This is a genomic window from Streptomyces sp. NPDC046831, assembly GCF_040645305.1.
GTDB lineage: Bacteria > Actinomycetota > Actinomycetes > Streptomycetales > Streptomycetaceae > Streptomyces.
In genome coordinates this window covers 32,740-55,710 of record NZ_JBEYXZ010000035.1, presented here as the reverse complement: position 1 = coordinate 55,710, position 22,971 = coordinate 32,740, and the positions used below count along the sequence as shown (strand labels likewise).

Sequence of the window (22,971 nt, the reverse complement as noted above, 5' to 3'; positions counted from 1 at the left end):
CGCAGGGGGCGGCGGAGCCTCGAGCCCCGCCGCCCCCTGCGAAAGGACGCGCGTCGCGCGCGTGTCAGGCGTCGCCGCCCGCCGTGCCCGGGTCGGCCGCCGAGACGTCGAGCAGCCGGTAGCGGTCGACGGCCTGCTTCAGCACCGACCGGTCCACCTTCCCCTCACGCGCCAGCTCCGTCAGCACGGCGACCACGACCGACTCGGCGTCGATGTGGAAGAACCGCCGGGCCGCCCCGCGGGTGTCCGCGAAGCCGAAGCCGTCGGCGCCCAGGGACTGGTACGTGCCCGGCACCCAGCGCGCGATCTGGTCCGGCACCGACCGCATCCAGTCGGACACCGCCACGAACGGGCCCTCGGCCCCGCCGAGCTTCCGCGTCACGTACGGCACCCGCTGCTCCTCCTCGGGGTGCAGCAGGTTGTACTCCTCGCAGGCGACGGCCTCGCGGCGCAGCTCGTTCCAGGAGGTCGCCGACCAGACGTCCGCCCTGACGTTCCAGTCCTCGGCGAGGATCCGCTGTGCCTGCAGCGCCCACGGCACCGCCACGCCGGACGCCATGATCTGTGCCGGCACCGCGCCCGAGGTGCCCTCGCTCAGGCGGTGGATGCCCTTGAGGATGCCCTCGACGTCCACGTCCGCCGGCTCCGCCGGCTGCTGGATGGGCTCGTTGTAGACGGTGAGGTAGTAGAAGACGTCCTCGCCGTGCGGGTGCTCCTCGGAGCCGCCGTACATCCGGCGCAGTCCGTCGCGGACGATGTGCGCGATCTCGTACGCGTACGCCGGGTCGTACGCCACGCAGGCCGGGTTGGTCGAGGCGAGCAGCTGCGAGTGGCCGTCCGCGTGCTGCAGGCCCTCGCCGGTGAGCGTGGTGCGGCCGGCGGTCGCGCCCAGGACGAACCCGCGCGCCAGCTGGTCGGCCATCTGCCAGAACTGGTCGCCGGTGCGCTGGAAGCCGAACATCGAGTAGAAGACGTAGACCGGGATGAGCGGCTCGCCGTGCGTGGCGTAGGCCGAGCCGGCCGCGATGAGCGAGGCCGTGCAGCCCGCCTCCGAGATGCCGTCGTGCAGCATCTGCCCGGTCGGCGACTCCTTGTAGGCGAGCAGCAGGTCGCGGTCGACGGACTCGTACTGCTGGCCGAGCGGGTTGTAGATCTTCGCGCTCGGGAAGAAGGAGTCCATGCCGAAGGTGCGGTACTCGTCCGGCGCGATCAGCACGAACCGCCGGCCGAGCTCCTTGTCCCGCATGAGGTCCTTCAGCAGCCGGACGAAGGCCATCGTCGTCGCGATGGCCTGCTGGCCGGAGCCCCGCTTGACCCCCGCGTACGCCTTGTCGTCCGGCAGCGCCAGCGGCTTGGAGCGCACGACCCGGGTGGGCACGTAGCCGCCGCAGCCCTTGCGCCGGTCGTGCATGTACTGGATCTCCTCCGAGTCGCGGCCCGGGTGGTAGTACGGCGGCGGGCCGGACTCCAGGGCCTTGTCGGAGATCGGCAGGTGCAGGCGGTCGCGGAAGCGCTTGAGGTCGTCGACCGTCAGCTTCTTCATCTGATGGGTGGCGTTGCGGCCCTCGAAGTTCGGGCCGAGCGTCCAGCCCTTGACGGTCTTGGCCAGGATGACCGTCGGCTGGCCCTTGTGCTCCACGGCCGCCTTGAAGGCCGCGTAGATCTTGCGGTGGTCGTGGCCGCCGCGGCCCAGGTGCAGGATCTGGTCGTCGGTCATGTTCTCGACCATCGCGCGCAGGCGGTGGTCGTCGCCGAAGAAGTGCTCGCGGATGTACGCGCCGGACTCGGTGGCGTAGGTCTGGAACTGGCCGTCCGGCGTGGTGTTCATCTTGTTGACCAGGATCCCGTCCCGGTCCTGGGCGAGCAGCGGGTCCCAGGTGCGGTCCCAGATCAGCTTGATCACGTTCCAGCCGGCACCCCGGAAGACGGACTCCAGCTCCTGGATGATCTTGCCGTTGCCGCGCACCGGGCCGTCCAGCCGCTGCAGGTTGCAGTTGACGACGAACGTCAGGTTGTCCAGGCCCTCGCGGGCGGCGATGGACAGCTGGCCGAGCGACTCCGGCTCGTCCATCTCGCCGTCGCCGAGGAAGGCCCACACGTGCGACTTCGAGGTGTCGGCGATGCCCCGGGCCAGCATGTAGCGGTTGATCCGGGCCTGGTAGATCGCGCCGATCGCGCCGAGGCCCATGGAGACCGTCGGGAACTCCCAGAAGTCCGGCATCGAGCGCGGGTGCGGATAGCTGGAGAGGGCGAAGGGGGCCTTGGACTTCTCCTGGCGGAAGCCGTCCAGGTGCCGCTCGGTCAGCCGGTCCAGCAGGTACGCGCGGGCGTAGATGCCCGGGGAGGCGTGGCCCTGGAAGAAGACCTGGTCGCCGCCGTCCCCCTCGTCCTTGCCGCGGAAGAAGTGGTTGAAGCCGACGTCGTAGAGCGAGGCGGAGGAGGCGAAGGTGGCGATGTGCCCGCCGACGCCGATGCCGGGGCGCTGGGCGCGGGAGACCATCACCGCGGCGTTCCACCGGGTCGCGTTGAGGATCCTGCGCTCGATCTCCTCGTTGCCGGGGAAGAACGGCTCGTTCTTGGTGGGGATGGTGTTGACGTAGTCCGTACTGCGCATCTCGGGCACGGCGACGCGCTTCTCGCGGGCTCGCTCGATCAGCCGGAGCATGAGGTAGCGGGCCCGCTCGCGGCCTCGCTCGTCGACCGCGGCGTCGAGCGAGTCCAGCCACTCCTGGGTCTCCTCGGGGTCGAAGTCAGGAACCTGACTCGGAAGGCCGCCAATGATGATCGGGTTTCGATCGGATCCGGAAGCCACGCTGTTCCTTACCTGTCAGTGGGCGACAATTCTGATACGTTGACCAGGATTTTCCTGGGTTTTCTGCCTGTGCCTGCACCGTTCCCCATCGTGTACCTCGGGGAGGGCAAAGTCATCTCTACCGAGGGGTAGTCGGGGTACTCGGGACCAATGGCCCGGTCCGGCAGGGTTCCGAAACGGGCAAAATCGGGCAGAAGGGTGTGGTGTGCGTCACCCCCGGTCGCGCTACGGTGTCAGGAGTTGCGGCGACACCGCCGGGATCGTCACCGTTTCGGCGGTCTGAACCGCCGGGTACTTGCGCGATCCGGCCCGCCCGTGTGGACTACGGCCAATGCTTCGCGCACGCGCGTGGCTGAAGACCTATCTCGCAACATCATCAGGAGGCAACCCGTGAGCGCGACCGCGGACCACGCGGAGGAGCGGACTAACCCGGCCGTGAGGCTGGGCTTCCAGCCCGGGCAGGTGGTCCAGGAGATCGGCTACGACGACGACGTCGACGAGGAGCTCCGCGAAGCCATCGAGGACGCCGTCGGCAGCGAGCTCGTCGACGAGGACTACGACGACGTGGCCGACGCCGTGGTGCTGTGGTTCCGCGACGACGACGGCGACCTGACCGATGCGCTGGTGGACGCCACCACGTACATCGAAGAGGGCGGCCCGATCCTGCTCCTGACGCCGAAGACCGGCCGATCGGGGTACGTGGAGCCGAGCGACATCTCGGAAGCCGCGACGACGGCGGGTCTGACGGCCAGCAAGAGCGTCAGCGTGGGCAAGGACTGGAGCGGCAGCCGGCTGGCGACGCCGAAGGCCGCGAAGTCGAAGAAGTGACCGTGCGCGGGGCGGTGCGGTACCTCCCCGGGGCCCCGCGCCCCCGGCCCCCCGCCCCGGCCCGAACGGCCGCGTAGCCCCACGCCCCGGGCCCGTCGGGCCCGGGGCGTCGCGGACGGGCCGGTGCCGCACCGGCCCGTCCGCCGGCCCGCGATGGCCGCTGCGTAGGGTGTTCCCACCCGAACAGCTCCGTCGAAGGGATGCAGGACATGGCGATCCAGGCAGGCGACAAGGCCCCCGACTTCGAGGTGAAGGACAACCACGGCCGGACCGTGCGGCTGTCCGACTTCCGCGGCGAGAAGAACGTGGTGCTGCTCTTCTACCCGTTCGCCTTCACCGGCGTGTGCACCGGCGAGCTGTGCGCGCTGCGCGACAACCTGCCGACGTTCGTCAACGACGACACCCAGCTGCTCGCCGTGTCCAACGACTCCATCCACACCCTGCGGGTCTTCGCCGAGCAGGAGGGCCTGGAGTACCCGCTGCTCAGCGACTTCTGGCCGCACGGCGAGGTCTCCCGCGCCTACGGCGTCCTCGACGAGGACAAGGGCTGCGCCGTGCGCGGCACCTTCATCATCGACAAGGAGGGCGTCGTGCGCTGGACCGTGGTCAACGCCCTGCCCGACGCGCGTGACCTCAACGACTACGTGAAGGCCCTCGACACCCTGTAGATCTGTCGGCTCCAGGGCCTGCGGGAGGCGGGAACCCGTCACTAGGATCGACACGTTGATCCCATATCCGATGCACGACGGGGCTCCCCGCCCCCGGACACCAATGGAGGACTCGTGGGAGTCAGCCTCAGCAAGGGCGGCAACGTATCGCTGACGAAGGAGGCCCCGGGCCTGACCGCCGTCATCGTCGGTCTGGGGTGGGACGTGCGCACCACGACCGGCACCGACTTCGACCTGGACGCCAGCGCGCTGCTGCTGAACTCGTCCGGCAAGGTCGCCAGCGACCAGCACTTCGTCTTCTTCAACAACCTCAAGAGCCCGGACGGCTCCGTGGAGCACACCGGTGACAACATCACCGGTGAGGGCGAGGGCGACGACGAACAGATCAAGGTCAACCTCGCCGGCGTGCCGGCGGACGTAGAGAAGATCGTCTTCCCGGTCTCCATCTACGACGCCGAGAACCGCCAGCAGTCCTTCGGCCAGGTCCGCAACGCGTTCATCCGCGTCGTCAACCAGGCCGGCCAGCAGGAGATCGCCCGGTACGACCTGAGCGAGGACGCCTCCACCGAGACCGCCATGGTCTTCGGCGAGCTGTACCGCCACGGCGCGGAGTGGAAGTTCCGCGCCATCGGCCAGGGGTACGCCTCCGGCCTGCGTGGCATCGCCCAGGACTTCGGCGTCAACGTCTGAAAGCTCCTCAGGCTCTCCGAGGCGAGGCGCGTCTCGGCAATCGTCCGGCGTCGCACGGTTTGCGTGCGGCGCCGGACGTGCAGGACAACGAGGGAAGTACTACGGGGAGGACCAGCATCATGGGCGTCACGCTCGCCAAGGGAGGCAACGTCTCCCTGTCCAAGGCCGCACCCAACCTGACCAACGTCATGATCGGGCTCGGCTGGGACGCGCGCTCCACCACCGGAGCCCCCTTCGACCTGGACGCGAGCGCGCTGCTGTGCAACAGCGGCCGGGTGCTGGGCGACGAGTGGTTCGTCTTCTACAACCAGCTCAAGAGCCCCGACGGCTCCGTGGAGCACACCGGTGACAACCTCACCGGCGAGGGCGAGGGTGACGACGAGTCGATCCTGGTGGACCTCACCAAGGTGCCGCTCCACTGCGACAAGATCATCTTTCCCGTCTCCATCCACCTGGCCGACGAGCGCAACCAGACCTTCGGCCAGGTCAGCAACGCCTTCATCCGCGTGGTCAACCAGGCCGACGGCCAGGAGCTCGCGCGCTACGACCTCAGCGAGGACGCCAGCACGGAAACGGCCATGATCTTCGGTGAGCTCTACCGGTACCAGGGCGAATGGAAGTTCCGGGCTGTGGGACAGGGGTACGCGTCCGGTCTCCGGGGGATCGCTCTAGACTTCGGAGTCAACGTTTCGTAAAGCCGAGTGCGGCGCGGGGTAAACCTACCCCCAGACACCGTCTGGGGAGGGCCCCCAACACACGATGGGGTAGCCAGTGCTTCTGAAAACCTTCGGCTGGTCGTTCGCGGTCACCGCGCTCGGCCTGGTCGCGGCTGTCTTCTACGGGGGGTGGACCGCTTTCGGCATCGTGGCCATCCTGTCCGTCCTCGAGATCTCGCTGTCGTTCGACAACGCGGTGGTCAACGCCGGAATCCTGAAGAAGATGAGTGCCTTCTGGCAGAAGATCTTCCTCACGATCGGCGTGCTCATCGCCGTCTTCGGCATGCGGCTGGTCTTCCCGGTCGTGATCGTCGCCGTCAGCGCCAAGATGGGCCCCGTCGAGGCCGTCGACCTGGCGCTGAACAACAAGGACCGCTACCAGGAACTGGTGACCGACGCCCACCCGGCGATCGCCGCGTTCGGTGGCATGTTCCTGCTGATGATCTTCCTGGACTTCATCTTCGAGGACCGGGACATCAAGTGGCTGGCGTGGCTGGAGCGCCCGCTGGCCAAGCTCGGCAAGGTCGACATGCTGTCGGTCTGCATCGCGCTGATCGTCCTGCTGATCACGTCCTTCACCTTCGCCACCCACGCCCACCAGCACGGCGGCGCACACGTCGACAAGGCGCAGACGGTGCTGATCGCCGGTATCGCCGGCCTGATCACCTACATGGTCGTCGGCGGCCTGTCCGGCTACTTCGAGGACAAGCTGGAGGAAGAGGAGGAACGCGAGCACGAGGCGGAGGAGGAAGCCGCGCGCAGCGGCAGGCAGCGATCGGCGGTCGTGCTCGCCGGCAAGGCCGCGTTCTTCATGTTCCTCTACCTCGAGGTCCTGGACGCCTCCTTCTCCTTCGACGGGGTGATCGGCGCCTTCGCCATCACCAACGACATCGTCCTGATGGCGCTGGGTCTCGGCATCGGCGCCATGTACGTGCGGTCGCTCACGGTCTACCTGGTCCGCCAGGGCACCCTCGACGACTACGTCTACCTGGAGCACGGCGCGCACTACGCGATCGGCGCGCTCGCCGTGATCCTCATGGTCACCATCCAGTACCAGATCAACGAGGTGATCACCGGCCTGGTCGGCGTGGTGCTGATCGCCTGGTCCTTCTGGTCCTCCGTCCGCCGCAACCGCGCGCTCGCGGCGGCCGCGGAGAAGGGCGAGGGCTCGGACGACAGGACGGAAATCTCCTCCGGGGTGTGACAGCCCTCCGGGTGAGGAACGCTCTGAGCGGGGCGGCCGGGCGAGGACGACGGCAGGTCGAGCCGGGTCCTCGGGCCGCCCCGCGGCGGGTGCAGGGGCGGGAAGTGGGGGCGGGATCAGGACATGGGGCTCTTCGACGGTCTACTGGGAGGGCGCGCGGCCGAGTTCGACTCGGGCAGCGCCGCGAGCAACGCCATCGAGCTCACCAAGCGGCACCACCACGTGTCGCTGACCAAGCAGGGCGCGGCCAGCGGGCACCTGCGCGTGAACCTGGCCTGGCGCATGCGGACCTCCGACATCGGCGGTCCCACGCGGGAGAGTCTGCTGCGGCACCCCCTCCGGGCGCTGAAGCCGCCCGAGGTGATCGGCCACAGCCAGAGCATGGTGAACGTCGACCTCGACCTCGGCTGCCTGTACGAGCTGGCCGACGGCACCAAGGGGGTCGTCCAGCCGCTCGGCGGCTTCCTCGGCGACGTGAACGCGGCGCCGTACGTCAAGCTCAGCGGCGACGACCGGTTCGGCTCGGGTTCCGGTGAGACGATGTACGTCAACCTCGACCACCGGGACGCCATCAAACGGCTGCTGGTCTTCGTCTACATCTACGACCAGACGCCGGCCTTCGACCGTACGCACGCCGTCGTCACGCTGTACCCGAGCAGCGGGCCGCGCATCGAGATCGGCCTCGACGAGCGGCACCCTCAGGCCCGCTCGTGCGCGGTCGTGCTGATCGAGAACGTGAAGGGCGAGATCGTCGTCCGCCGCGAGGTGAAGTTCGTCTACGGCTTCCAGGCGGAACTGGACCGCCTGTACGGGTGGGGACTGCAGTGGGGGCGGGGCTACAAGACGAAGGCCGAGCGCTGAAGGTTCCGCCCCGGTGAGCGCCGGCCGCCCTCCTCGTGCGACGGGCTCGGCGGCCGGTTCCCGGCGGCCGGCCGCGTCCCCGGCCCGGCGGCGACGGCCCGGTGCCCTCACCCCCGGGCGCCCGGTGCACGCGCCCCCACCGGGCACGGACCCCGGCCGCGCGGTTCCCCGCACCGGCTGAGGAGCTGAACGGCCTGTCGCTTCGGCGCCCGGTGCGACGGCCGGCCCGTGCGCGGCCGTCCGGCTACCGCCCGATGAACTGCGGTCCCTGCGGCGGCAGCCGGAAGTCCGGGTCGGGGGCGGTGGCCGCCACCGGCGGATACCCGTACCCGGACGGCGCGGCAGCGGTCGGCGGCGGTGCCTGCGGATACCCGTACGCGGTCGACGCGGCGGCCGGCTGCGGGTATCCGTACGCCGGCTGGGGCGCCGCGGGCTGCGCCGGGGGACGTTCGTAGGTCGGCTGCTCCGGCGGCAGCGGCTGCGCGGCCGTCACCGCCGTGGACACCGGGGCGGCGGTGGGGGCGGCGGTGGCCGCAGCCCGCGTCGTCGCCCCGGACTCCGGCTGCTGGAACTCCTCCGCCTCGTCCACCGAGATGCCGAAGTCGGTCGCGAGCCCCTTCAGCCCGTTCGAGTACCCCTCGCCGAGCGCCCGGAACTTCCAGCCGTCGCCCCTGCGGTACAGCTCGCCGCAGATCAGTGCCGTCTCGTGGCCCGTCTCCGGCTTGACGTCGAAGTACGCCAGCGGCTCCGCGTCCGGGACGGCCGCGTCGTGCACCAGGATGCGCAGCGCCCGGACCTGGTCGAACGTGACACCGTCCGCGGAGGCGACCAGGAGGATCCGGCCGACCCCGGGCTCGACGCCGGCGAGGTCCGTCTGGATCGTGTCGGTCAGGCCCTCGGCGACCCGCTTCTTCCCCAGCCGCCACACCTTCCCCGAGGGGTGCCGGGGCTGGTTGTAGAAGACGAAGTCCTCGTCCGAGCGCACCCGGCCGTCGGGACCGAGCAGCAGCGCCGAGGCGTCGACGTCCGGGACTCCCCGGCCGGGCGTCCAGCGCAGCACGGCGCGCACCGTGGCGGCCTCCAGCGGGACGTTCGACCCCTTCAGCATGGCGTGCGTCATGCCGTCATCCTGCCTTCCCGGTCCTGCTCACGACAATGCGGGGTGCGCCCTTCCGCGCCCGGTCTCCGGGCTCCGCGAGACCACCGTCATAGTGGGGTCACCATAAGTTCACACCGGTCGGGAACCTCCGACACCGATTCGTACGTACTATTACCGGCCACCTTTTCGGCTTTCTTCACCGGCCCCTTTTCGTCTCCACGGGGGAGCTCCATGCGTCATTTCGGGCACATCGCCCCAGAGGTGCGGCAGCGCCTCTTCCACCGGGAGCCGTGCGCGTTCACCGCCGACTCCCCGGCCCGGCTGCTCTCCGCCGCCCTGGGCGCCACGCTCTACAGCCCCGCGACACGTCAGCGGCTGGCCGGCGACATCCTCAAGCAGGCCGGGCGCGGTGTGGTCTCGATGGTGCTGTGCCTGGAGGACTCCATCGACGACGCCGACGTCGTGGCGGGCGAGGAGAACCTGATCCGGCAGTTCGCGGAGCTGGACCGGCTCCCGGAGGCGGACCTGCCGCTGCTGTTCGTGCGGGTCCGCGCCCCCGAGCAGATCCCCGACCTGGTGCGGCGCCTCGGCCCGGCCGTGCGGCTGCTGTCGGGCTTCGTCCTGCCGAAGTTCACCGCCGAGCGCGGCGTCCCCTTCCTGGAGGCGCTGCACGGCGCCGAGGCGGCGAGCGGACGGCGGCTGTTCGCCATGCCGGTCCTGGAGTCGCCGGAGCTGCTGTACCGGGAGTCGCGCGTGGAGACGCTGGAGGGCATCTTCCGCGCCGTCGACAAGTACCGGGACCGGGTGCTCGCGCTGCGCCTGGGCGTGACCGACTTCTGCTCGTCCTACGGGCTGCGCCGCGCCCCCGACATGACCGCCTACGACGTCCAGGTCGTCGCCTCCGTGATCGCCGACGTGGTGAACATGCTGGGCCGGGCCGACGGCACCGGCTTCACCGTCACCGGCCCGGTGTGGGAGTACTTCCGGGTGCAGGAGCGCATGTTCAAGCCACAGCTGCGGCAGAGCCCCTTCCTGCAGGTGCAGGCGGCGGAGCTGCGCGAGAAACTGATCGAGCACGCCATGGACGGGCTGCTGCGGGAGATCACACTCGACCAGGCCAACGGCCTGCTGGGCAAGACCTGCATCCACCCCTCGCACGTGACGCCCGTGCACGCGCTGTCGGTCGTCAGTCACGAGGAGTTCAGCGACGCCCGGGACATCCTGCGGCCGGAACGCGGCGGCGGGGGTGTGCTCCGGTCGGCCTACACCAACAAGATGAACGAGGTGAAGCCGCACCGCGCCTGGGCCGAGCGGACCCTGCTGCGCGCCGAGGTCTTCGGCGTCGCCCGCGAGGACGTCGGATTCGTGGAGCTGCTCGCCGCCGGGGCGGCCGGCTGACCGCCGGGTCCCCGGCCGCCCCCCACCGACAGGGAACGCATGAACAACGTACTGAACCACGGCGTCTGGACCGGCACCTGGGTCGCCGAGCGGCTCGGGGTCGAGCTCCTGGGCGACGACGAGCTGACGGGCCTGCTGGGGCTGGCGCTGCGCCGCAACCCCAAGCGGGCGCACCTGCTCGTGTCCAACGTGCTCGGCAAGCACGTACCGCAGTCGCCGTCCGTGGTGTACGGGCACGGGGTGGCCCTCGGCCGCCGGGTGCGCGAGCTGCTGGGCGCCGAGGAGGCGCGCAGGGCCGTCGTCGTCGGCTACGCCGAGACCGCCACCGGCCTCGGCCACTCGGTCGCCGACGGCCTCGCCGCCGCCCCCTACCTGCACTCCACCCGCCGCCCGGTGCCCGGGGTCGCGCCGGCGGGCGGCTTCGAGGAGTCCCACTCGCACGCCACCTCGCACCTGCTGCTTCCGGAGGACCCGGCACTGCTCGGCGGGGACGGGCCGCTGGTGCTCGTCGACGACGAGTTCTCCACCGGCAACACGGTGCTGAACACGATCCGCGAACTGCACGCGCGTCATCCGCGCAAGCGGTACGTGGTGGTCGCGCTGGTCGACATGCGCTCGGCCGCCGACGCGGACCGCCTCGCGGACTTCGCCCGGGAGATCGGCGCCCGCGTCGACCTGGTGGCGACGGCCTCGGGCACGGTGCGCCTGCCCGACGGCGTCCTGGCCCGGGGGCAGGAGCTGGTCGCGCGCCACGAGCCGGCGGGCGTCCCGCGGCAGCACCGGCCGGCCGGGGCGGCCCCGGCGGCCGTCCCCGGGCAGCGGGCACGCCGCGCCGCCCGCTTGGAGCTGCGCTGGCCCCGCGGCGTGCCCGACGGCGGACGGCACGGCTTCACGCCGGCGCACCGGGTGCGCCTGGAGCGCGCCCTGCCCGCCATGGCCGCGCAGATCGCCGAGTCGCTGCCCGCGGGCGCCGGCCGCGTGCTGGTCCTCGGCTGCGAGGAGCTGATGTACGCACCCCTGCGGCTGGCCCGCGAGCTGGAGCAGCTGGTCGGCGCCGAGGTGCGCTACTCCACCACCACCCGCTCGCCCGTCCTCGCCGTCGACGACCCCGGCTACGCGATCCGCACCCGCCTCGTCTTCCCGGCGCACGACCGCCCCGCCGACGGCCCCGGCGAGCGCTACGCCTACAACGTCGCCGGCGCCGGCTTCGACACCGTCGTCGCCGTCGTCGACTCGGCCGCGGACACCCCCGAACTGCACGCGCCCGACGGCCTGCTGGCCCAGCTCGCCGCGCACACCCCGCACGTCGTGCTCGCGGTCGTGCCGTCGTACGTCCCCGCACCGCCGCCCGCCCCCGAAAGGCCCGCCATGCTGCCCGAGCCCCTCCGCGGCCCCGCCTTCTCCTCGTACGCGCCCGAGGAGGTCGGCTGGCTGCTGCAGGACCTCTCGGACGTCACCCTGGAGGCGCCGACCGAGGAGCGGGAGGAGGCCATCCAGAGCGGCGGCGCCCACTACGCCGAGTCGCTGCCGGTGGAGTACCAGCCCAGCGAGCAGTACCAAAAGCTCTTCCACGCGGCGCTCAGGACCTCCGCCGCCCGCATCGCCCGGGCCGTGGGCGTCGTCACCGAGGCGGTCCTCACCGAGCGGGGCCCGCGCCCGGTCCTGGTCTCCCTGGCCCGCGCCGGCACCCCGGTCGGCGTCCTGATGCGCCGCTGGGCCCGCCACCGGCACGAGCTGGACCTGCCGCACTACGCCGTCTCCATCGTGCGCGGCCGCGGCATCGACGCCAACGCGCTGCGCTGGCTGGCCGAGCGGTACGACCCGGCGGACGTCGTCTTCGTCGACGGCTGGACCGGCAAGGGCGCCATCACCCGGGAACTGGCTGCGGCCGTCGAGGAGTTCGAGAAGTCGGACGGGGTCAGCGGGTTCCACCCGGAGATCGCGGTGCTGGCCGACCCGGGTTCGTGCGTGCGCACCTACGGCACCCGGGAGGACTTCCTCATCCCCTCCGCCTGCCTCAACTCCACGGTGTCGGGCCTGGTGTCCCGCACCGTGCTGCGCGCGGACCTGGTGGGGCCGCACGACTTCCACGGCGCGAAGTTCTACCGCGAACTCGCCGGCGCGGACGTCTCGTCGGTCTTCGTCGACGCCGTCTCCGCCCGCTTCGCGGAGGTGGCGGACGCCGTGGACACGGCGGTCAAGGAGCTGCTGAGCGGCGACCGCACCCCCACCTGGGAGGGCTGGGCGGCGGTCGAGCGCATCAGCGAGGAGTACGGCATCCACGACGTCAACCTCGTCAAGCCCGGCGTCGGCGAGACCACGCGGGTGCTGCTGCGCCGGGTGCCGTGGAAGATCCTGGCCCGGGCCGGCGCCGGCGCGGACCTCGACCACGTGCGCCTGCTGGCCGGGCAGAGAGGGGTTCCCGTCGAGGAGGTGGGCGAACTGCCGTACACCTGCGTGGGGCTGATCCACCCGAAGTTCACGCGCGGGGCGACCGGGGCCGACGGCAGGGCGGTGGCGCTCTGATGCCGGTGATGGTGGCCAGCGACCTCGACCGCACGCTCATCTACTCGGCGGCGGCGCTGGCGCTGACGATGCCGGACGCCCGGGCGCCCCGGCTGCTGTGCGTCGAGGTGCACGAGAGCAGGCCGCTGTCGTACATGACGGAGAGCGCGGCCCGGCTGCTGACCGACCTGGCCGGCACGGCGGTGTTCGTGCCGACCACGACCCGGACACGCAAGCAGTACCTGCGCATCAACCTGCCGGGCCCGGCGCCGACGTACGCGATCTGCGCCAACGGCGGCCATCTGCTGGTGGACGGCGTGTCGGACGGCGACTGGCACCGGCAGGTCACCGGTCGGCTGGCCGACGAGTGCGCCCCGCTCGCCGAGGTGAGCGAGCACCTGCTGACCTCGGCCGACCCGGTGTGGGTGCGCAAGCACCGCGTCGCCGAGGACCTCTTCGCCTACCTCGTGGTGGAGCGCGAACTGCTCCCCGAGGACTGGGTGAAGGAACTCGCCGTGTGGGCGGGCAACCGGGGCTGGACGGTGTCCCTGCAGGGCCGCAAGCTCTACGCGGTGCCCGGGCCGCTCACCAAGAGCGCCGCCGTCCGCGAGGTGGCCCGCCGCACCGGCGCCGACCTCACGCTGGGCGCCGGCGACTCGCTGCTCGACGCGGACCTGCTGCTCGCGGTGGACCGGGGCTGGCGCCCCGGCCACGGCGAACTGGCCGACAGCGACTGGACGGCCCCGCACGTCGGCGCGCTGCCGGAGCGCGGAGTGCTGGCGGGGGAGCGGATCGTCCGCGAGTTCCTGCGGGCCTCACGCGGGCGGTAGCGGGATGCGCCCCGGCTCCGGCGGCCGCGCCGGCCTCAGCCGCAGCAGCCTCCGCCGCAGCACCCGCCTCCGCCCTGGCCGCCGGACCGCGGGGCGGGCGCGGGGGCGCTCGCCGTGCCGCCCACGGCCACCGTGGACAGCAGCTTGACCGTGTCGCCGTGACCGGCGGGACAGGTCGCCGGGGCGGAGGACTCCGCCATGGGACGGTTGAGTTCGAAGGTGTCGCCGCAGCTTCGGCAGCGATACTCGTAGCGTGGCATACGCACAGGTTAATGGGCGGGAACGGGCAGGAGTAGCAGATCCTCGCTCCGCCCGAGCCGGTTTCTGTCCAGTTCCCGTGCGGAGAAATTGAAAAGATCGCTGATAATTTTGTACTGCCGCGAGAACCGCGAGTGCCGCGAGTCGGCCGGGGGTGAGGGGGCTGGCGGCCGCTTGAGCGGCAGCTGTGTCTACCCGTGCGAGCAACACGGAGTGCGGAGGGAGACGCAGTCGTGACCGAGGCAGGACAGGGGGCCGGTGCTCCGGAGGAGGGCCGCAGGCCACGCGGCCGCCGGACGGCGCCGAAGTGGCAACGCCAGGCGGAGGGCGACCTCCCCGCCGGCGACCCGGGGGAGGACATGCCGGCGGAGAAGGAACCCGCACCCGACGTCACCATGCAGCTCAGGGTGGATCCACCGCCGATGGACGCCACCATGCAGCTGAAGACCGTACGGCTGGAGCCGCAGGAGCCGCCCCCGCCCGCGGATGCCACCATGCAGCTGCGCGTCGTCGAGCAGCCGGTACCCGGCGGCCGCGCCGACCGCCGCAGGAACGCGCAGCCCTCCCCTCAGGGCCGCCTCGCCGCCCTCCTCGCCCCCGCCGCGGCGCGGTGCGCGCCGCTCACCCGCCTGCTCGAACCGTATGCCCGGAGAATCGCCCCGTACGCCCGCCGATTGAAGCCGGCCTATCCGCGGCCGGGCCGCACCGGCTGGCGCCGCTGGGTGCCCTCCTGGCGGCAGTGGCTCGGCGCCTGGCTGGCCGCCACCGGCCTGTCCGCGCTGTTCCTCGCCGTCGCCTACGCCGCGACCGACATACCGGACAACCTGAACAGCTACGCCACCCAGCAGGACAACGTCTACTTCTGGTCGGACGGCACGCCCATGGCCCGCACCGGCTGGGTCCAGCGGCAGGCCATGCCGCTGAAGGACATACCCGAGGACGTGCGCTGGGCGGTGCTCGCGGCCGAGAACGAGAGCTTCTACACCGACCCCGGGATCTCCGCCAAGGGCATCACGCGCGCCCTGCTGCGCACGGTCGGCAGCGGCGACACCGAGGGAGGCTCCACCATCACCCAGCAGTACGTCAAGAACGTCTACCTGAACCAGAACCGCACCCTCAGCCGCAAGTTCACCGAGGCGATGATCGCCCTCAAGCTCGACAACAAGATGAGCAAGGACAAGATCCTCGAGGGATATCTCAACACCAGCTGGTTCGGCCGCGGCACCTACGGCATCCAGCGCGCCTCCCAGGCGTACTACGGCAAGGACGTCAGCAAGCTGAACGCCGGCGAGGCCGCCTTCCTCGCCTCCCTGCTCAAGGGCGCCGGCCTGTACGACCCCACCCTCAGCTCCGCCAACCACCAGCGGGCCGTGGAGCGCTGGTCCTGGATCCTGGACCGGATGGTGAAGATAGGCAAGCTGTCGCCGGCCGAGCGCGCCACCTACCGGACCTTCCCCGAGCCGCTGAAGACCAACCCGCTCTACGACACCGGTGAGCAGAGCGACTACCTGGTCGAACTCGCCACGCAGTACGTCAAGAAGGCCGCGGACATCTCCGACAAGGACTTCGACCTCGGCGGCTACCAGATCTACACGACCTTCGACCGCGGGCGGCAGAAGGCCCTGACCGACGCCGTCACCAGCGCCCGCAAGAAGGCCCTGAAGAGCGACCCCGGCACGGCGGGGACCGCCCACTACGGCGCCGCCTCGGTGGCCACCGACGGCCGCATCCTCGCCGTCTACGGCGGACCCGACCACCGCAAGCAGGGCTACAACGAGTCCAACGCCACCACCGTCCCCGCCGGTTCGGCGTTCCTGCCGTTCGTCTACGCGGCCGGCCTCGAACACGGTGTGGTCAAGCGGCGCGACGAGCCCCGCACGCAGATATCCCCGGAGTCCGTCTACGACGGCGACGACGGCGTGCCCGTCACCACTCCGGAGGGCCCCTACTGGGACCGCAGCGGCCGCAAGGTCGCCGCCCACAACGACGGCAATAAGTCCTGGGGGCGGATCACGCTGCGCAAGGCCCTCGCGGAGTCCGTGAACACGCCGTTCATGCAACTGGGCATGGACACCGGCCTGGACAAGGTGAAGGAGACCGCCGTGGCCGCCGGACTGCTCCCCTCCAGCCTGGGCCGGCAGGTGCCCGACCTCTCCCTGGGCAGCTCCACGCCCAGCGCCATCCGCATGGCCAGCGGCTACTCCACCTTCGCCGCCGAGGGCCGGCACACCGAGCCCTTCTCGGTGCGCCGTGTCACCCACAACGGCTCCGCCGTGCCGCTGGACTCCCCGGAGAGCCGCCGGGCCGTCGACGCCCGCGTGGCCGAACAGGTCACCCAGGCGCTCACCGACTCCTTCCGCGGCGCCCACCCGGCCGACGCGCCCGCCACCGCCGACGTCGCCGGCAAGGCCGGCACCACCGAGAAGGACACCGCCGCCTGGTACGTCGGCACCGCCGAGTCGGTGTCGACGGCGGTGGTCGTCTACCGCATCGACCTGGCCAAGAGCCTGGAACCGCTGCCGCTGGAGGGCATCGCCGGCACGAGAGCGGACAGCGTCCCGTACCGCATCTGGGCGGGCGCGACCAGACCGCTCGGCTGACCCGGCCGCCCCGCCGCACCCCGGCACCCGCCCCCGACGCCCCAGACCACCTCCCAGATTGAGCCGCGCATGAAGTCGACATCCGGTCGCCGCCGCAAAGCCCGCGCACCCCGCCGCACCACCCGCCCCCAGTTCCTGACCCTGGCGGCCCTGCTCGTCGTCGCGTCACTCGTGGGAGGCTTCCTCGCGCTGACCCGCTCCGACCACACCGCGCCCACCGCCTCGGCCGACGGCGGCAAGGGCAAGGGCTCCACGTCGAAGGGCGGCAAGGAGCCCGAGTGGGACGGCCGGACGAAGGTGCTCGGGGACGGGTCCACCTCGTACACCGGCCCGCAGAAGGGCGAGTTGAAGCCCGAGCCGCTCAAGCCCGGCGAGAAGCCGCCCCAGTTCGTCGTCTTCTCCTGGGACGGCGCCCTGGAGGGCGACGACCACCTCTTCTCCCACTACCGCGAGCTGGCCAAGCGGTACGACGCCCACATGACCTTCTTCCTCACGGGCATCTACCTGCTGCCCAAGAGCAAGAAGGACCTCTACCACCCGCCGCAGCACCCCGTGGGCTCCGCGGCCATCAGCTACCCCACCGACGAGCACATCCGCACCACGCTGGAACAGCTGCGCGAGGCCTACGAGGACGGCAACGAGATCGGCACCCACTTCAACGGCCACTTCTGCGGCGAGAAGGGCGGCGGCGACTGGAGCGTCGAGGAGTGGAAGAGCGAGATCGACCAGTTCTTCTCGTTCGTGGAGAAGTGGAAGACCAACACCGGCTACACCGACATCGCCCCGCTGCCGTTCGACTTCAGGAAGCAGGTCACCGGCGGCCGCGCGCCCTGCCTGGAGGGACAGGCCAACCTGCTGAAGGCCGCCAAGAGCTACGGCTGGCGCTACGACGCCAGCTCCGCCGGCGACTTCCAGATATGGCCGGTGAAGAAGAACGGCATATGGGACTTCCCGCTGCAGATGCTGCCGTACGAGAACGGCAAGTTCCAGGGCCTGTCCATGGACTTCAACTTCCTCTACAACCAGTCTGAGGGCGAGACCGAGGGCGACCCCGCCAAGTACCCGCAGTGGGAGCAGCAGACGGTCGACTCGTACCTGGCCGGTTTCAACCGCGTCTACTACGGCAGCCGGGCCCCGCTGTTCATCGGCAACCACTTCGAGGACTGGAACGGCGGCATCTACATGAAGGCCGTCGACCAGGTGGTGGAGAAGGTGTGCACCAAGAAGGAGGTCAAGTGCGTCTCCTTCAAGGAGCTCGCCGACTGGCTCGACGTGCAGAAGCCCGAGACCCTGCAGAGCCTGCGCAATCTCGACCCGGCGCAGTCGCCGGACTGGTCGACGGTGGTGAAGTGAGGGCCCAACTCTCCTGCTCCCCTTGCGTATCCCCCTTCACCACCACCCCTCGGGCCGTGGGAAGATGCGGGTCCCGGTATCGGTGTACCGGCGTAGAGGGGAACACCATTGAAATCGAGAAGATTGAGCCGTAAGAGGCGCCGCGCGAGCATAGTCACCGCAGCCGCCGCATCGGTCGTCGCCGGCGCGGTCCTCGTGCCCAACTGGAGCGCGGGCGCGGCCGTGTCGGACGACCCCACGGTCGACCCGGCGACGAAGGCCACCTTCCAGCGACTGGCGGACGCGGTCTTCACCGACCGCACCGACGCCCTGCTGGACGGCGGCGCCACGGGGAACAAGCGGCAGACGTCCCGGTTCTCCGACGACGTCCGCCTGTCCTCCAAGCTCTCGAAGAACGAGAGCTCCGCCCTGTCCCAGCTGCGCGGCCGCAAGTCGCGCCTGGCGGCGCTGGGCGAGAAGTACAGCGCGGCCACCACGAGCGTCACGCTCGACGCCACGCGCGTGAAGGGCCGCAAGGCGACCGTCGCGGTCACCGAGACCACGACCCTCACCTACGAGAAGGTCCGGGGCAACGAGCCGAAGACCACCGGCTTCCAGGCCCACCACGAGCTGACGTTCAGCGCGGACCGCCAGGGCGACTGGCAGCTGACCGGTATCCGCGACACCGACGACGGCGTCGCGGTCAACCAGGTCGCCGCTCCGTCCGTGGCCGCCACCGCGGCCGACGACGACAACCCGCCCGCGGCGACCCGCTCCGCGACCACGCGGCCCGCTCCGGCCAACCCGAAGAACTTCTCCGCCGGCGGCTACGACTACAAGGCCATGGCCGCCTACGCGACGAAGTACTGGAACAACTACAACCCGGCGTACCCCGACTTCAACGGGGAGGGGGCCGGCGGCGACTGCACCAACTTCGTCAGCCAGTCCCTGAAGGCCGGCGGCTGGAAGCACGTGCCCGGCTACACGTACGACTTCCACAAGTGGTTCGGCACCGCGGACATCCAGTCGGACTCGTTCGTCGGCGTCAACGAGTTCTCGTGGTTCGCCCTGTCCTCCAAGCGGGTCACCAGCCTCGCCAACGTCTACCAGCTGGACGTCGGCGACGTGCTGCAGGTGGACTTCAACAAGGACGGGTCCAAGGACCACACCATGATCGTCACGTCGCGCAGCTCGCAGGGCGTGCCGTACCTGACGTACCACTCCACCAACACCTACAACAGGTCGGTGGCGAGCATCATCGCCTCGTACCCGACCGCGGCGTACTACGCCTACCGCACCTGACCAGTGCCGTACGGGGCGGGGCGCCGGTTCAGTGGCCGGCTCCCCGCTCCTCCCGTATCCGCGCGACCACGCCGGCCACCGTCCGCCGTACCGCCTCGGTCTCCGTCAGGAAGTGCCAGTAGTCGGGGTGGCGGCCCTCCAGGCCGGCGACCGCGCGGTCCAGGCGGGCCACACAGTCGTCCAGCGGGCGCGCGTGCCGCGGGTCGGGCGTCGTCCGGCCCGCCATGGCCAGCCGCTGGGCGTCCCGGATCGCGAACCGGGTCCGCCCGATCTCCCGCTCCGGGTCCCTGCGCACCGCGTCCAGCCGCGTCAGGCGGTCGCCGACGGCCGACACGGCCTCGTCGGTGACGTTCAGCAGCGCCCGCACGGTCGACAGCAGCGCGGTGGCGTCCGCCCAGCGCTGGGCCGCGCGGGCCTCCCGCGCCTCCTTCAGCTTCAGCTCGGCCTGCCGCACGTTCTCCGCGGCCTGCTCGGGCACGTGCTGCAGATCCTGCCAGCAGGCGGCCGTGAACCGGCGCCGCAGCTCGCTCAGCACCGGCTGGACCTGCCCGGCGCGCGTGGTCAGCGCCTGCGCCCGGGTCCGCAGCGAGACCAGCCTGCGGTCGATCTCGGCGGCCCGCTCCGGCAGCCGCCCGGCCTCGGCCCGGATCGCCTCGGCCTCCCGCGCGACCCGCTCGGCCCGCTCCAGCGTCTGCGGCACTCCGTGCGCCCCGGCGCCCTGGTTGAGCCTCGTCAGCTCGGGGGACAGGGCGGCGAGCCGGGCGGCGAGGTCGTCGGCGCGAAGTCCCGTGCCGCGTACGGCGTCCAGGGCGTCGCTCGCGGCGCGCAGGGCCTGGCGCGCGCGCTCCACGGCGGGCACCAGCCGGGCGAGCTGGGTCTCGGCCTTGCCGAGCAGCGGCCCGAGGCCGGCGCCAAAACGGTCCAGCTCCTCCTTGACGCGGACCAGTTCGTCCCTGGCGGCGGTCAGTTCGGTGCGCGCCCGGGCGGCGACGGAGGCGTCGAGGTCGTCCCGGTCCAGATCGTGGGCGTCGACGGCCTGGATGTAGCGGCCGCTGACCTCGTCGATGCGCCTGCCGAGCGCCTCGAAACCGGAGGCCGCCCGGCGGGCGGCGGGGGAGTCGTCGACGGCCGTGATCGTCTCTACGGAGATCCGCAGGTCCCGCTGGGCGGTGTCCAGTTCGTAGAACGCGGCCGCGGCGGCGTCCTTGGCGGCCTGTGCCTGTGCCCGCTGGCTCTCGGCCCGCCCTCCGCCGAACCAGCGCCGGGTGCCGCCGCCGGCGAACGCGGCGGGCAGGGTGAGCGCGGCCAGCAGGGGCAGGCCCGCCAGGGTCAGGACGTCACGGACGGCGGCCGGGGTGCGCCGGGGCCGCGGATACGGCGAGTGCGGACGCGGAGGTGTCGCCGGTGTCGCCGTCACATCCCTCTCCCGTGCTGTGATGGGCCCTGCGTGCAGTCATTCTCCCACCCGTACAGGACGAACACACGGGCCGATCAGTTCGTGTGCGGGCCGCCGGACTGCCGTCGCCGGGCACGCGACCTGACGGCGGCCGTCGGTGCGGGCCGCCCCGCCGGAGCCGTGCGCCCGCCGGAAGCCCGGCCCCGGCGCACGCGTTTGCGGGGCAGTGGCCCGGGGCATGTAGGCTGTCCACTCGTCTCGGGTGCGTAGCTCAGGGGTAGAGCGCCTGCCTTACAAGCAGGATGTCGGCGGTTCGAAACCGTCCGCGCCCACCGAGGAAGTACGTGCGCGGCCCAGGTACCCGGGTGGGAGCCTGGGCCTTCGCCGTGCCGGGGCGGTTCCGGCGTCCCGCCCCGCAGCGTTCAGGTCTGCGCGTCCCCGTCCGTGGGCGCCTCGTGGGCGTGCTTCAGCCGGCTGCGGGCCTCCACGCCGTCGCCGCCGGTCAGCTCCGACCAGTACCGGTGCGTGCTGACGAACACCGCCAGCTCGTGCTCGCGGCGGCGCAGCTTCTCCACCTCGGCCTGTTCGTCGGGCGTCCAGCCCGGGGACGCGGGCCGCTCCACCTTGCGCCAGCCGCCTTCGTCACTGAAGCCGTCGAGCGGTTCGACCGACCAGGGAAGCCGCTTGAGCAGGGCCGACAGCTCGGCCCGGACCTGATGCAGCTCCTCCTGACCGGCGCGGAGGTCACTGGGGAAGTCATAGGTCGTAGCCACGGCGCAATGGTACGCCTGTTCGAATTAGGGGCGCGAGTTTCGCACGGCAGTTCATGCGAACGGGTGGGAGCCGCCGGGCGCCGGGCGACCGGCGAGACGCCGGACGCGGTCGCGGGGCTGCCTCGCGGCGCCGTCTGGGCGGGGCCGCCGTCCTGGAGGACACTGGGGGCATGTGCCGGAGCATCAAGACCCTGCGCCCGCCCGCGTTGCCCGAGGAGGCCACGGAGGACGAGATCCGGGCGGCCGCGCTGCAGTTCGTGCGGAAGGTGTCCGGCTTCAGGGCGCCCGCCGTCCACAACCAGGAGGTCTTCGACCGTGCCGTGGAGTCGATCGCGGACGCCACGGCGGAGCTGCTGGCCGGGCTGGAGGTGCGCGGGCAGGCTGCGCGGCGGGCGGCCGGATAGCCGGGCGCGGCCCGGCCCCGGCCGACGGGATGCCGCGTGGGCCCGGGCGACGGGATGCCGCGTGGGCCCGCCGGGTTGCGGCTGCCCGGCCGCCCCACGCGGAGCCTCGGCGGGCTACGACGCGTCGCCCGCTGCGGCGCTGTGGCCGGCCACTACGCCGGCCGGCCGGTCACGACGCCTCGGTCGGCACACTGGGCGTCGCGGGGCTACGACGCCTCGCCTCCTACGGCGCTGCTGTGGCCGGCCACGACGCCGCCCGCCCGGCCACTGCGCCCCGCCCGGCCACTGCGCCCCGCCCGGCCACTGCGCCCCGGCCCACTGCGAAGCCGTGGCCCATTACGCAGCCGTTGCCGGCTGCGGCGCCTCGGCCGGCTGGGGTGTCCGGCGCATCAGGAACGCGGCACCCGAGCCGGCGGCGAACAGCGCACCCACGGACACCGCCGTCGCCAGCCAGCTGGCCCCCAGCCACTGGGTGCCGAAGTAGCCGAGGGCCACGCTGTAGGTGGCCCAGGACAGCCCCGCCAGAGCGGACCAGGGCAGGAAGTCGCGGACGCGGTGGTGGGCGGCACCGGCACCGAAGGAGACCACCGACCGTCCGGCCGGCGCGAACCGGGCCAGGACCACCAGGGCGCCACCGCCCCGGGACAGCGCCGCACCGAGTCGTTTCTGCGCCGTGCTCAGCCGGCGCGAGCGGGAGATCGCACGGTCCAGACGCTCGCCGCCGCGCCAGGCCAGGCGGTACGCGACCAGGTCGCCGAGCACCGACGCGGTGGCCGCGCACAGGGTCAGGGCCAGTACGCCGGGGACGCCGTGGGGGACGTGCCCCGTCGCGGCGCCCGTGCCCGCGGCCGCCGCGGTGGCGGCCGTGACGATCAGGACGCCGCTGGGCAGGACCGGCAGGAAGACGTCGAGGACGACGGACAGCGCCACCACCGCGTAGATCCACGGAGTGCCGGTGAGCGACCCCACTCCCCCGAGACTCTCCAGCACCGATGCTCCCGTGACGCCCCCCGTGGACCGGACCTGCCGCGACGTCGCGGGGGAGCGGCGGGGGCGGCCTGATGACAGCCATACAGCGTACGCCGGTTGGGGCGCGGGGAGTTCACCGGGGGCTCTCGTGTTCGACACGGTCCCTTCACCCGGCAGCCCGCCCGTCCCCGCGCCGCGCCGGACCGCCAGCCCGCCCGCCACCGCCCAGCCGGACCGCCCGCCGGCGGCCGCGTGTGTACGCGTCCCCCGTGCCGCTCGGGGCGGCGAGGGCGGCCGGGCGTGGGCAGGACGGGAGCGTCGGGTCT

General features: G+C 71.8%; 19 protein-coding genes and 1 tRNA gene. 14 read left to right on the top strand and 6 right to left on the bottom strand.

Going from position 1 to position 22,971, the window contains the following annotated elements; genetic code table 11:
* Positions 1-64: 64 nt before the first annotated feature.
* Positions 65-2,812 carry a pyruvate dehydrogenase (acetyl-transferring), homodimeric type gene (aceE, locus tag ABZ920_RS25210; protein WP_361509168.1) on the bottom strand — a complete coding sequence of 916 codons (2,748 nt, stop codon included), beginning with the start codon at positions 2,810-2,812 and terminating at the stop codon, positions 65-67.
* 390 nt (positions 2,813-3,202) lie between these two features.
* Between aceE and ABZ920_RS25205 the strand changes: the two genes are divergently transcribed.
* From ABZ920_RS25205 to ABZ920_RS25180, 6 genes are all read left to right on the top strand, one after another.
* Positions 3,203-3,640, top strand: a complete 438-nt coding sequence (locus tag ABZ920_RS25205) for a DUF3052 domain-containing protein (protein WP_361509165.1) — start codon at positions 3,203-3,205, stop codon at positions 3,638-3,640.
* Positions 3,641-3,849: 209 nt separating this feature from the next.
* Positions 3,850-4,308 carry a peroxiredoxin gene (locus ABZ920_RS25200; RefSeq protein WP_361509163.1) on the top strand — a complete coding sequence of 153 codons (459 nt, stop codon included), beginning with the start codon at positions 3,850-3,852 and terminating at the stop codon, positions 4,306-4,308.
* A 114-nt stretch (positions 4,309-4,422) separates the two neighbouring features.
* Positions 4,423-4,998, top strand: a complete 576-nt coding sequence (locus ABZ920_RS25195; RefSeq protein WP_361509160.1) for a calcium homeostasis/redox stress adaptation protein — start codon at positions 4,423-4,425, stop codon at positions 4,996-4,998.
* 119 nt (positions 4,999-5,117) lie between these two features.
* The gene (locus ABZ920_RS25190) at positions 5,118-5,693 is read left to right on the top strand and encodes a TerD family protein (RefSeq protein ID WP_361509158.1); all 576 of its coding nucleotides are present in this window, start codon (positions 5,118-5,120) and stop codon (positions 5,691-5,693) included.
* 76 nt (positions 5,694-5,769) lie between these two features.
* A complete protein-coding gene (locus ABZ920_RS25185; RefSeq protein ID WP_361509155.1) occupies positions 5,770-6,918 on the top strand; it encodes a DUF475 domain-containing protein in 1,149 nt (382 codons plus the stop codon).
* A 123-nt stretch (positions 6,919-7,041) separates the two neighbouring features.
* On the top strand, positions 7,042-7,779 hold the full coding sequence (locus ABZ920_RS25180; RefSeq protein ID WP_361509153.1) for a Tellurium resistance: 738 nt from the start codon (positions 7,042-7,044) through the stop codon (positions 7,777-7,779).
* Positions 7,780-8,023: 244 nt separating this feature from the next.
* On the opposite strand, the gene ABZ920_RS25175 is transcribed toward ABZ920_RS25180, so the two are convergent.
* Complete coding sequence (locus tag ABZ920_RS25175; protein WP_361509150.1) at positions 8,024-8,899, bottom strand: TerD family protein; 876 nt, start codon at positions 8,897-8,899, stop codon at positions 8,024-8,026.
* 210 nt (positions 8,900-9,109) lie between these two features.
* Between ABZ920_RS25175 and ABZ920_RS25170 the strand changes: the two genes are divergently transcribed.
* From ABZ920_RS25170 to ABZ920_RS25160, 3 genes are read left to right on the top strand one after another with little or no spacing between them, the layout of a single operon-like run.
* Entirely contained in the window at positions 9,110-10,276 is a 1,167-nt protein-coding gene (locus ABZ920_RS25170; protein WP_361509148.1) for an HpcH/HpaI aldolase/citrate lyase family protein, read from the top strand.
* A gap of 39 nt (positions 10,277-10,315) precedes the next feature.
* On the top strand, positions 10,316-12,802 hold the full coding sequence (locus ABZ920_RS25165) for a phosphoribosyltransferase (protein WP_361509145.1): 2,487 nt from the start codon (positions 10,316-10,318) through the stop codon (positions 12,800-12,802).
* Entirely contained in the window at positions 12,802-13,611 is an 810-nt protein-coding gene (locus ABZ920_RS25160; RefSeq protein WP_361509143.1) for an HAD family hydrolase, read from the top strand. Before ABZ920_RS25165 ends, ABZ920_RS25160 begins: the two co-directional genes overlap by 1 nt.
* A gap of 35 nt (positions 13,612-13,646) precedes the next feature.
* Here the strand turns inward: ABZ920_RS25160 and ABZ920_RS25155 are convergent, their stop codons facing one another.
* The gene (locus ABZ920_RS25155) at positions 13,647-13,871 is read right to left on the bottom strand and encodes a zinc ribbon domain-containing protein (RefSeq protein ID WP_361509140.1); all 225 of its coding nucleotides are present in this window, start codon (positions 13,869-13,871) and stop codon (positions 13,647-13,649) included.
* A 492-nt stretch (positions 13,872-14,363) separates the two neighbouring features.
* On the opposite strand from ABZ920_RS25155, the gene ABZ920_RS25150 reads away from it, so the two are divergent.
* The 3 genes from ABZ920_RS25150 to ABZ920_RS25140 all read left to right on the top strand — a co-directional run bounded on the left by ABZ920_RS25150 (position 14,364) and on the right by ABZ920_RS25140 (position 19,103).
* On the top strand, positions 14,364-16,469 hold the full coding sequence (locus tag ABZ920_RS25150; RefSeq protein ID WP_361509219.1) for a transglycosylase domain-containing protein: 2,106 nt from the start codon (positions 14,364-14,366) through the stop codon (positions 16,467-16,469).
* 69 nt (positions 16,470-16,538) lie between these two features.
* The gene (locus ABZ920_RS25145; RefSeq protein ID WP_361509137.1) at positions 16,539-17,822 is read left to right on the top strand and encodes a hypothetical protein; all 1,284 of its coding nucleotides are present in this window, start codon (positions 16,539-16,541) and stop codon (positions 17,820-17,822) included.
* 150 nt (positions 17,823-17,972) lie between these two features.
* Positions 17,973-19,103: an amidase domain-containing protein gene (locus tag ABZ920_RS25140; protein WP_361509216.1), complete on the top strand. Its 1,131-nt coding sequence runs from the start codon at positions 17,973-17,975 to the stop codon at positions 19,101-19,103.
* A 28-nt stretch (positions 19,104-19,131) separates the two neighbouring features.
* Here ABZ920_RS25140 and ABZ920_RS25135 read toward each other — a convergent pair whose 3' ends face one another.
* Positions 19,132-20,520 (bottom strand): hypothetical protein, encoded by a 1,389-nt coding sequence (locus ABZ920_RS25135; RefSeq protein WP_361509134.1) that lies wholly within the window; start codon positions 20,518-20,520, stop codon positions 19,132-19,134.
* 239 nt (positions 20,521-20,759) lie between these two features.
* Between ABZ920_RS25135 and ABZ920_RS25130 the strand changes: the two genes are divergently transcribed.
* Positions 20,760-20,831: transfer RNA gene (locus ABZ920_RS25130), tRNA-Val, on the top strand.
* 90 nt (positions 20,832-20,921) lie between these two features.
* Here ABZ920_RS25130 and ABZ920_RS25125 read toward each other — a convergent pair.
* Positions 20,922-21,272 carry a hypothetical protein gene (locus ABZ920_RS25125; RefSeq protein ID WP_361509131.1) on the bottom strand — a complete coding sequence of 117 codons (351 nt, stop codon included), beginning with the start codon at positions 21,270-21,272 and terminating at the stop codon, positions 20,922-20,924.
* Between the two features lie 170 nt (positions 21,273-21,442).
* Here ABZ920_RS25125 and ABZ920_RS25120 point away from each other — a divergent pair, with 170 nt between their 5' ends.
* The gene (locus ABZ920_RS25120) at positions 21,443-21,676 is read left to right on the top strand and encodes a DUF2277 domain-containing protein (RefSeq protein WP_361509128.1); all 234 of its coding nucleotides are present in this window, start codon (positions 21,443-21,445) and stop codon (positions 21,674-21,676) included.
* A 336-nt stretch (positions 21,677-22,012) separates the two neighbouring features.
* On the opposite strand, the gene ABZ920_RS25115 is transcribed toward ABZ920_RS25120, so the two are convergent.
* Complete coding sequence (locus ABZ920_RS25115) at positions 22,013-22,666, bottom strand: VTT domain-containing protein (protein ID WP_361509125.1); 654 nt, start codon at positions 22,664-22,666, stop codon at positions 22,013-22,015.
* Positions 22,667-22,971: the final 305 nt, after the last annotated feature.

Bases quoted from the DNA above. Each gene is read 5' to 3' on its own strand.
- ABZ920_RS25160 (WP_361509143.1), top strand. From the start codon at position 12,802: ATGCCGGTGATGGTGGCCAGCGACCTCGACCGCACGCTCATCTACTCG.
- ABZ920_RS25175 (WP_361509150.1), bottom strand. From the start codon at position 8,899: ATGACGCACGCCATGCTGAAGGGGTCGAACGTCCCGCTGGAGGCCGCC.
- ABZ920_RS25200 (WP_361509163.1), top strand. From the start codon at position 3,850: ATGGCGATCCAGGCAGGCGACAAGGCCCCCGACTTCGAGGTGAAGGAC.
- ABZ920_RS25145 (WP_361509137.1), top strand. From the start codon at position 16,539: ATGAAGTCGACATCCGGTCGCCGCCGCAAAGCCCGCGCACCCCGCCGC.
- ABZ920_RS25165 (WP_361509145.1), top strand. From the start codon at position 10,316: ATGAACAACGTACTGAACCACGGCGTCTGGACCGGCACCTGGGTCGCC.
- ABZ920_RS25155 (WP_361509140.1), bottom strand. From the start codon at position 13,871: ATGCCACGCTACGAGTATCGCTGCCGAAGCTGCGGCGACACCTTCGAA.
- ABZ920_RS25180 (WP_361509153.1), top strand. From the start codon at position 7,042: ATGGGGCTCTTCGACGGTCTACTGGGAGGGCGCGCGGCCGAGTTCGAC.
- ABZ920_RS25150 (WP_361509219.1), top strand. From the start codon at position 14,364: ATGCAGCTGCGCGTCGTCGAGCAGCCGGTACCCGGCGGCCGCGCCGAC.
- ABZ920_RS25120 (WP_361509128.1), top strand. From the start codon at position 21,443: ATGTGCCGGAGCATCAAGACCCTGCGCCCGCCCGCGTTGCCCGAGGAG.
- ABZ920_RS25190 (WP_361509158.1), top strand. From the start codon at position 5,118: ATGGGCGTCACGCTCGCCAAGGGAGGCAACGTCTCCCTGTCCAAGGCC.
- ABZ920_RS25170 (WP_361509148.1), top strand. From the start codon at position 9,110: ATGCGTCATTTCGGGCACATCGCCCCAGAGGTGCGGCAGCGCCTCTTC.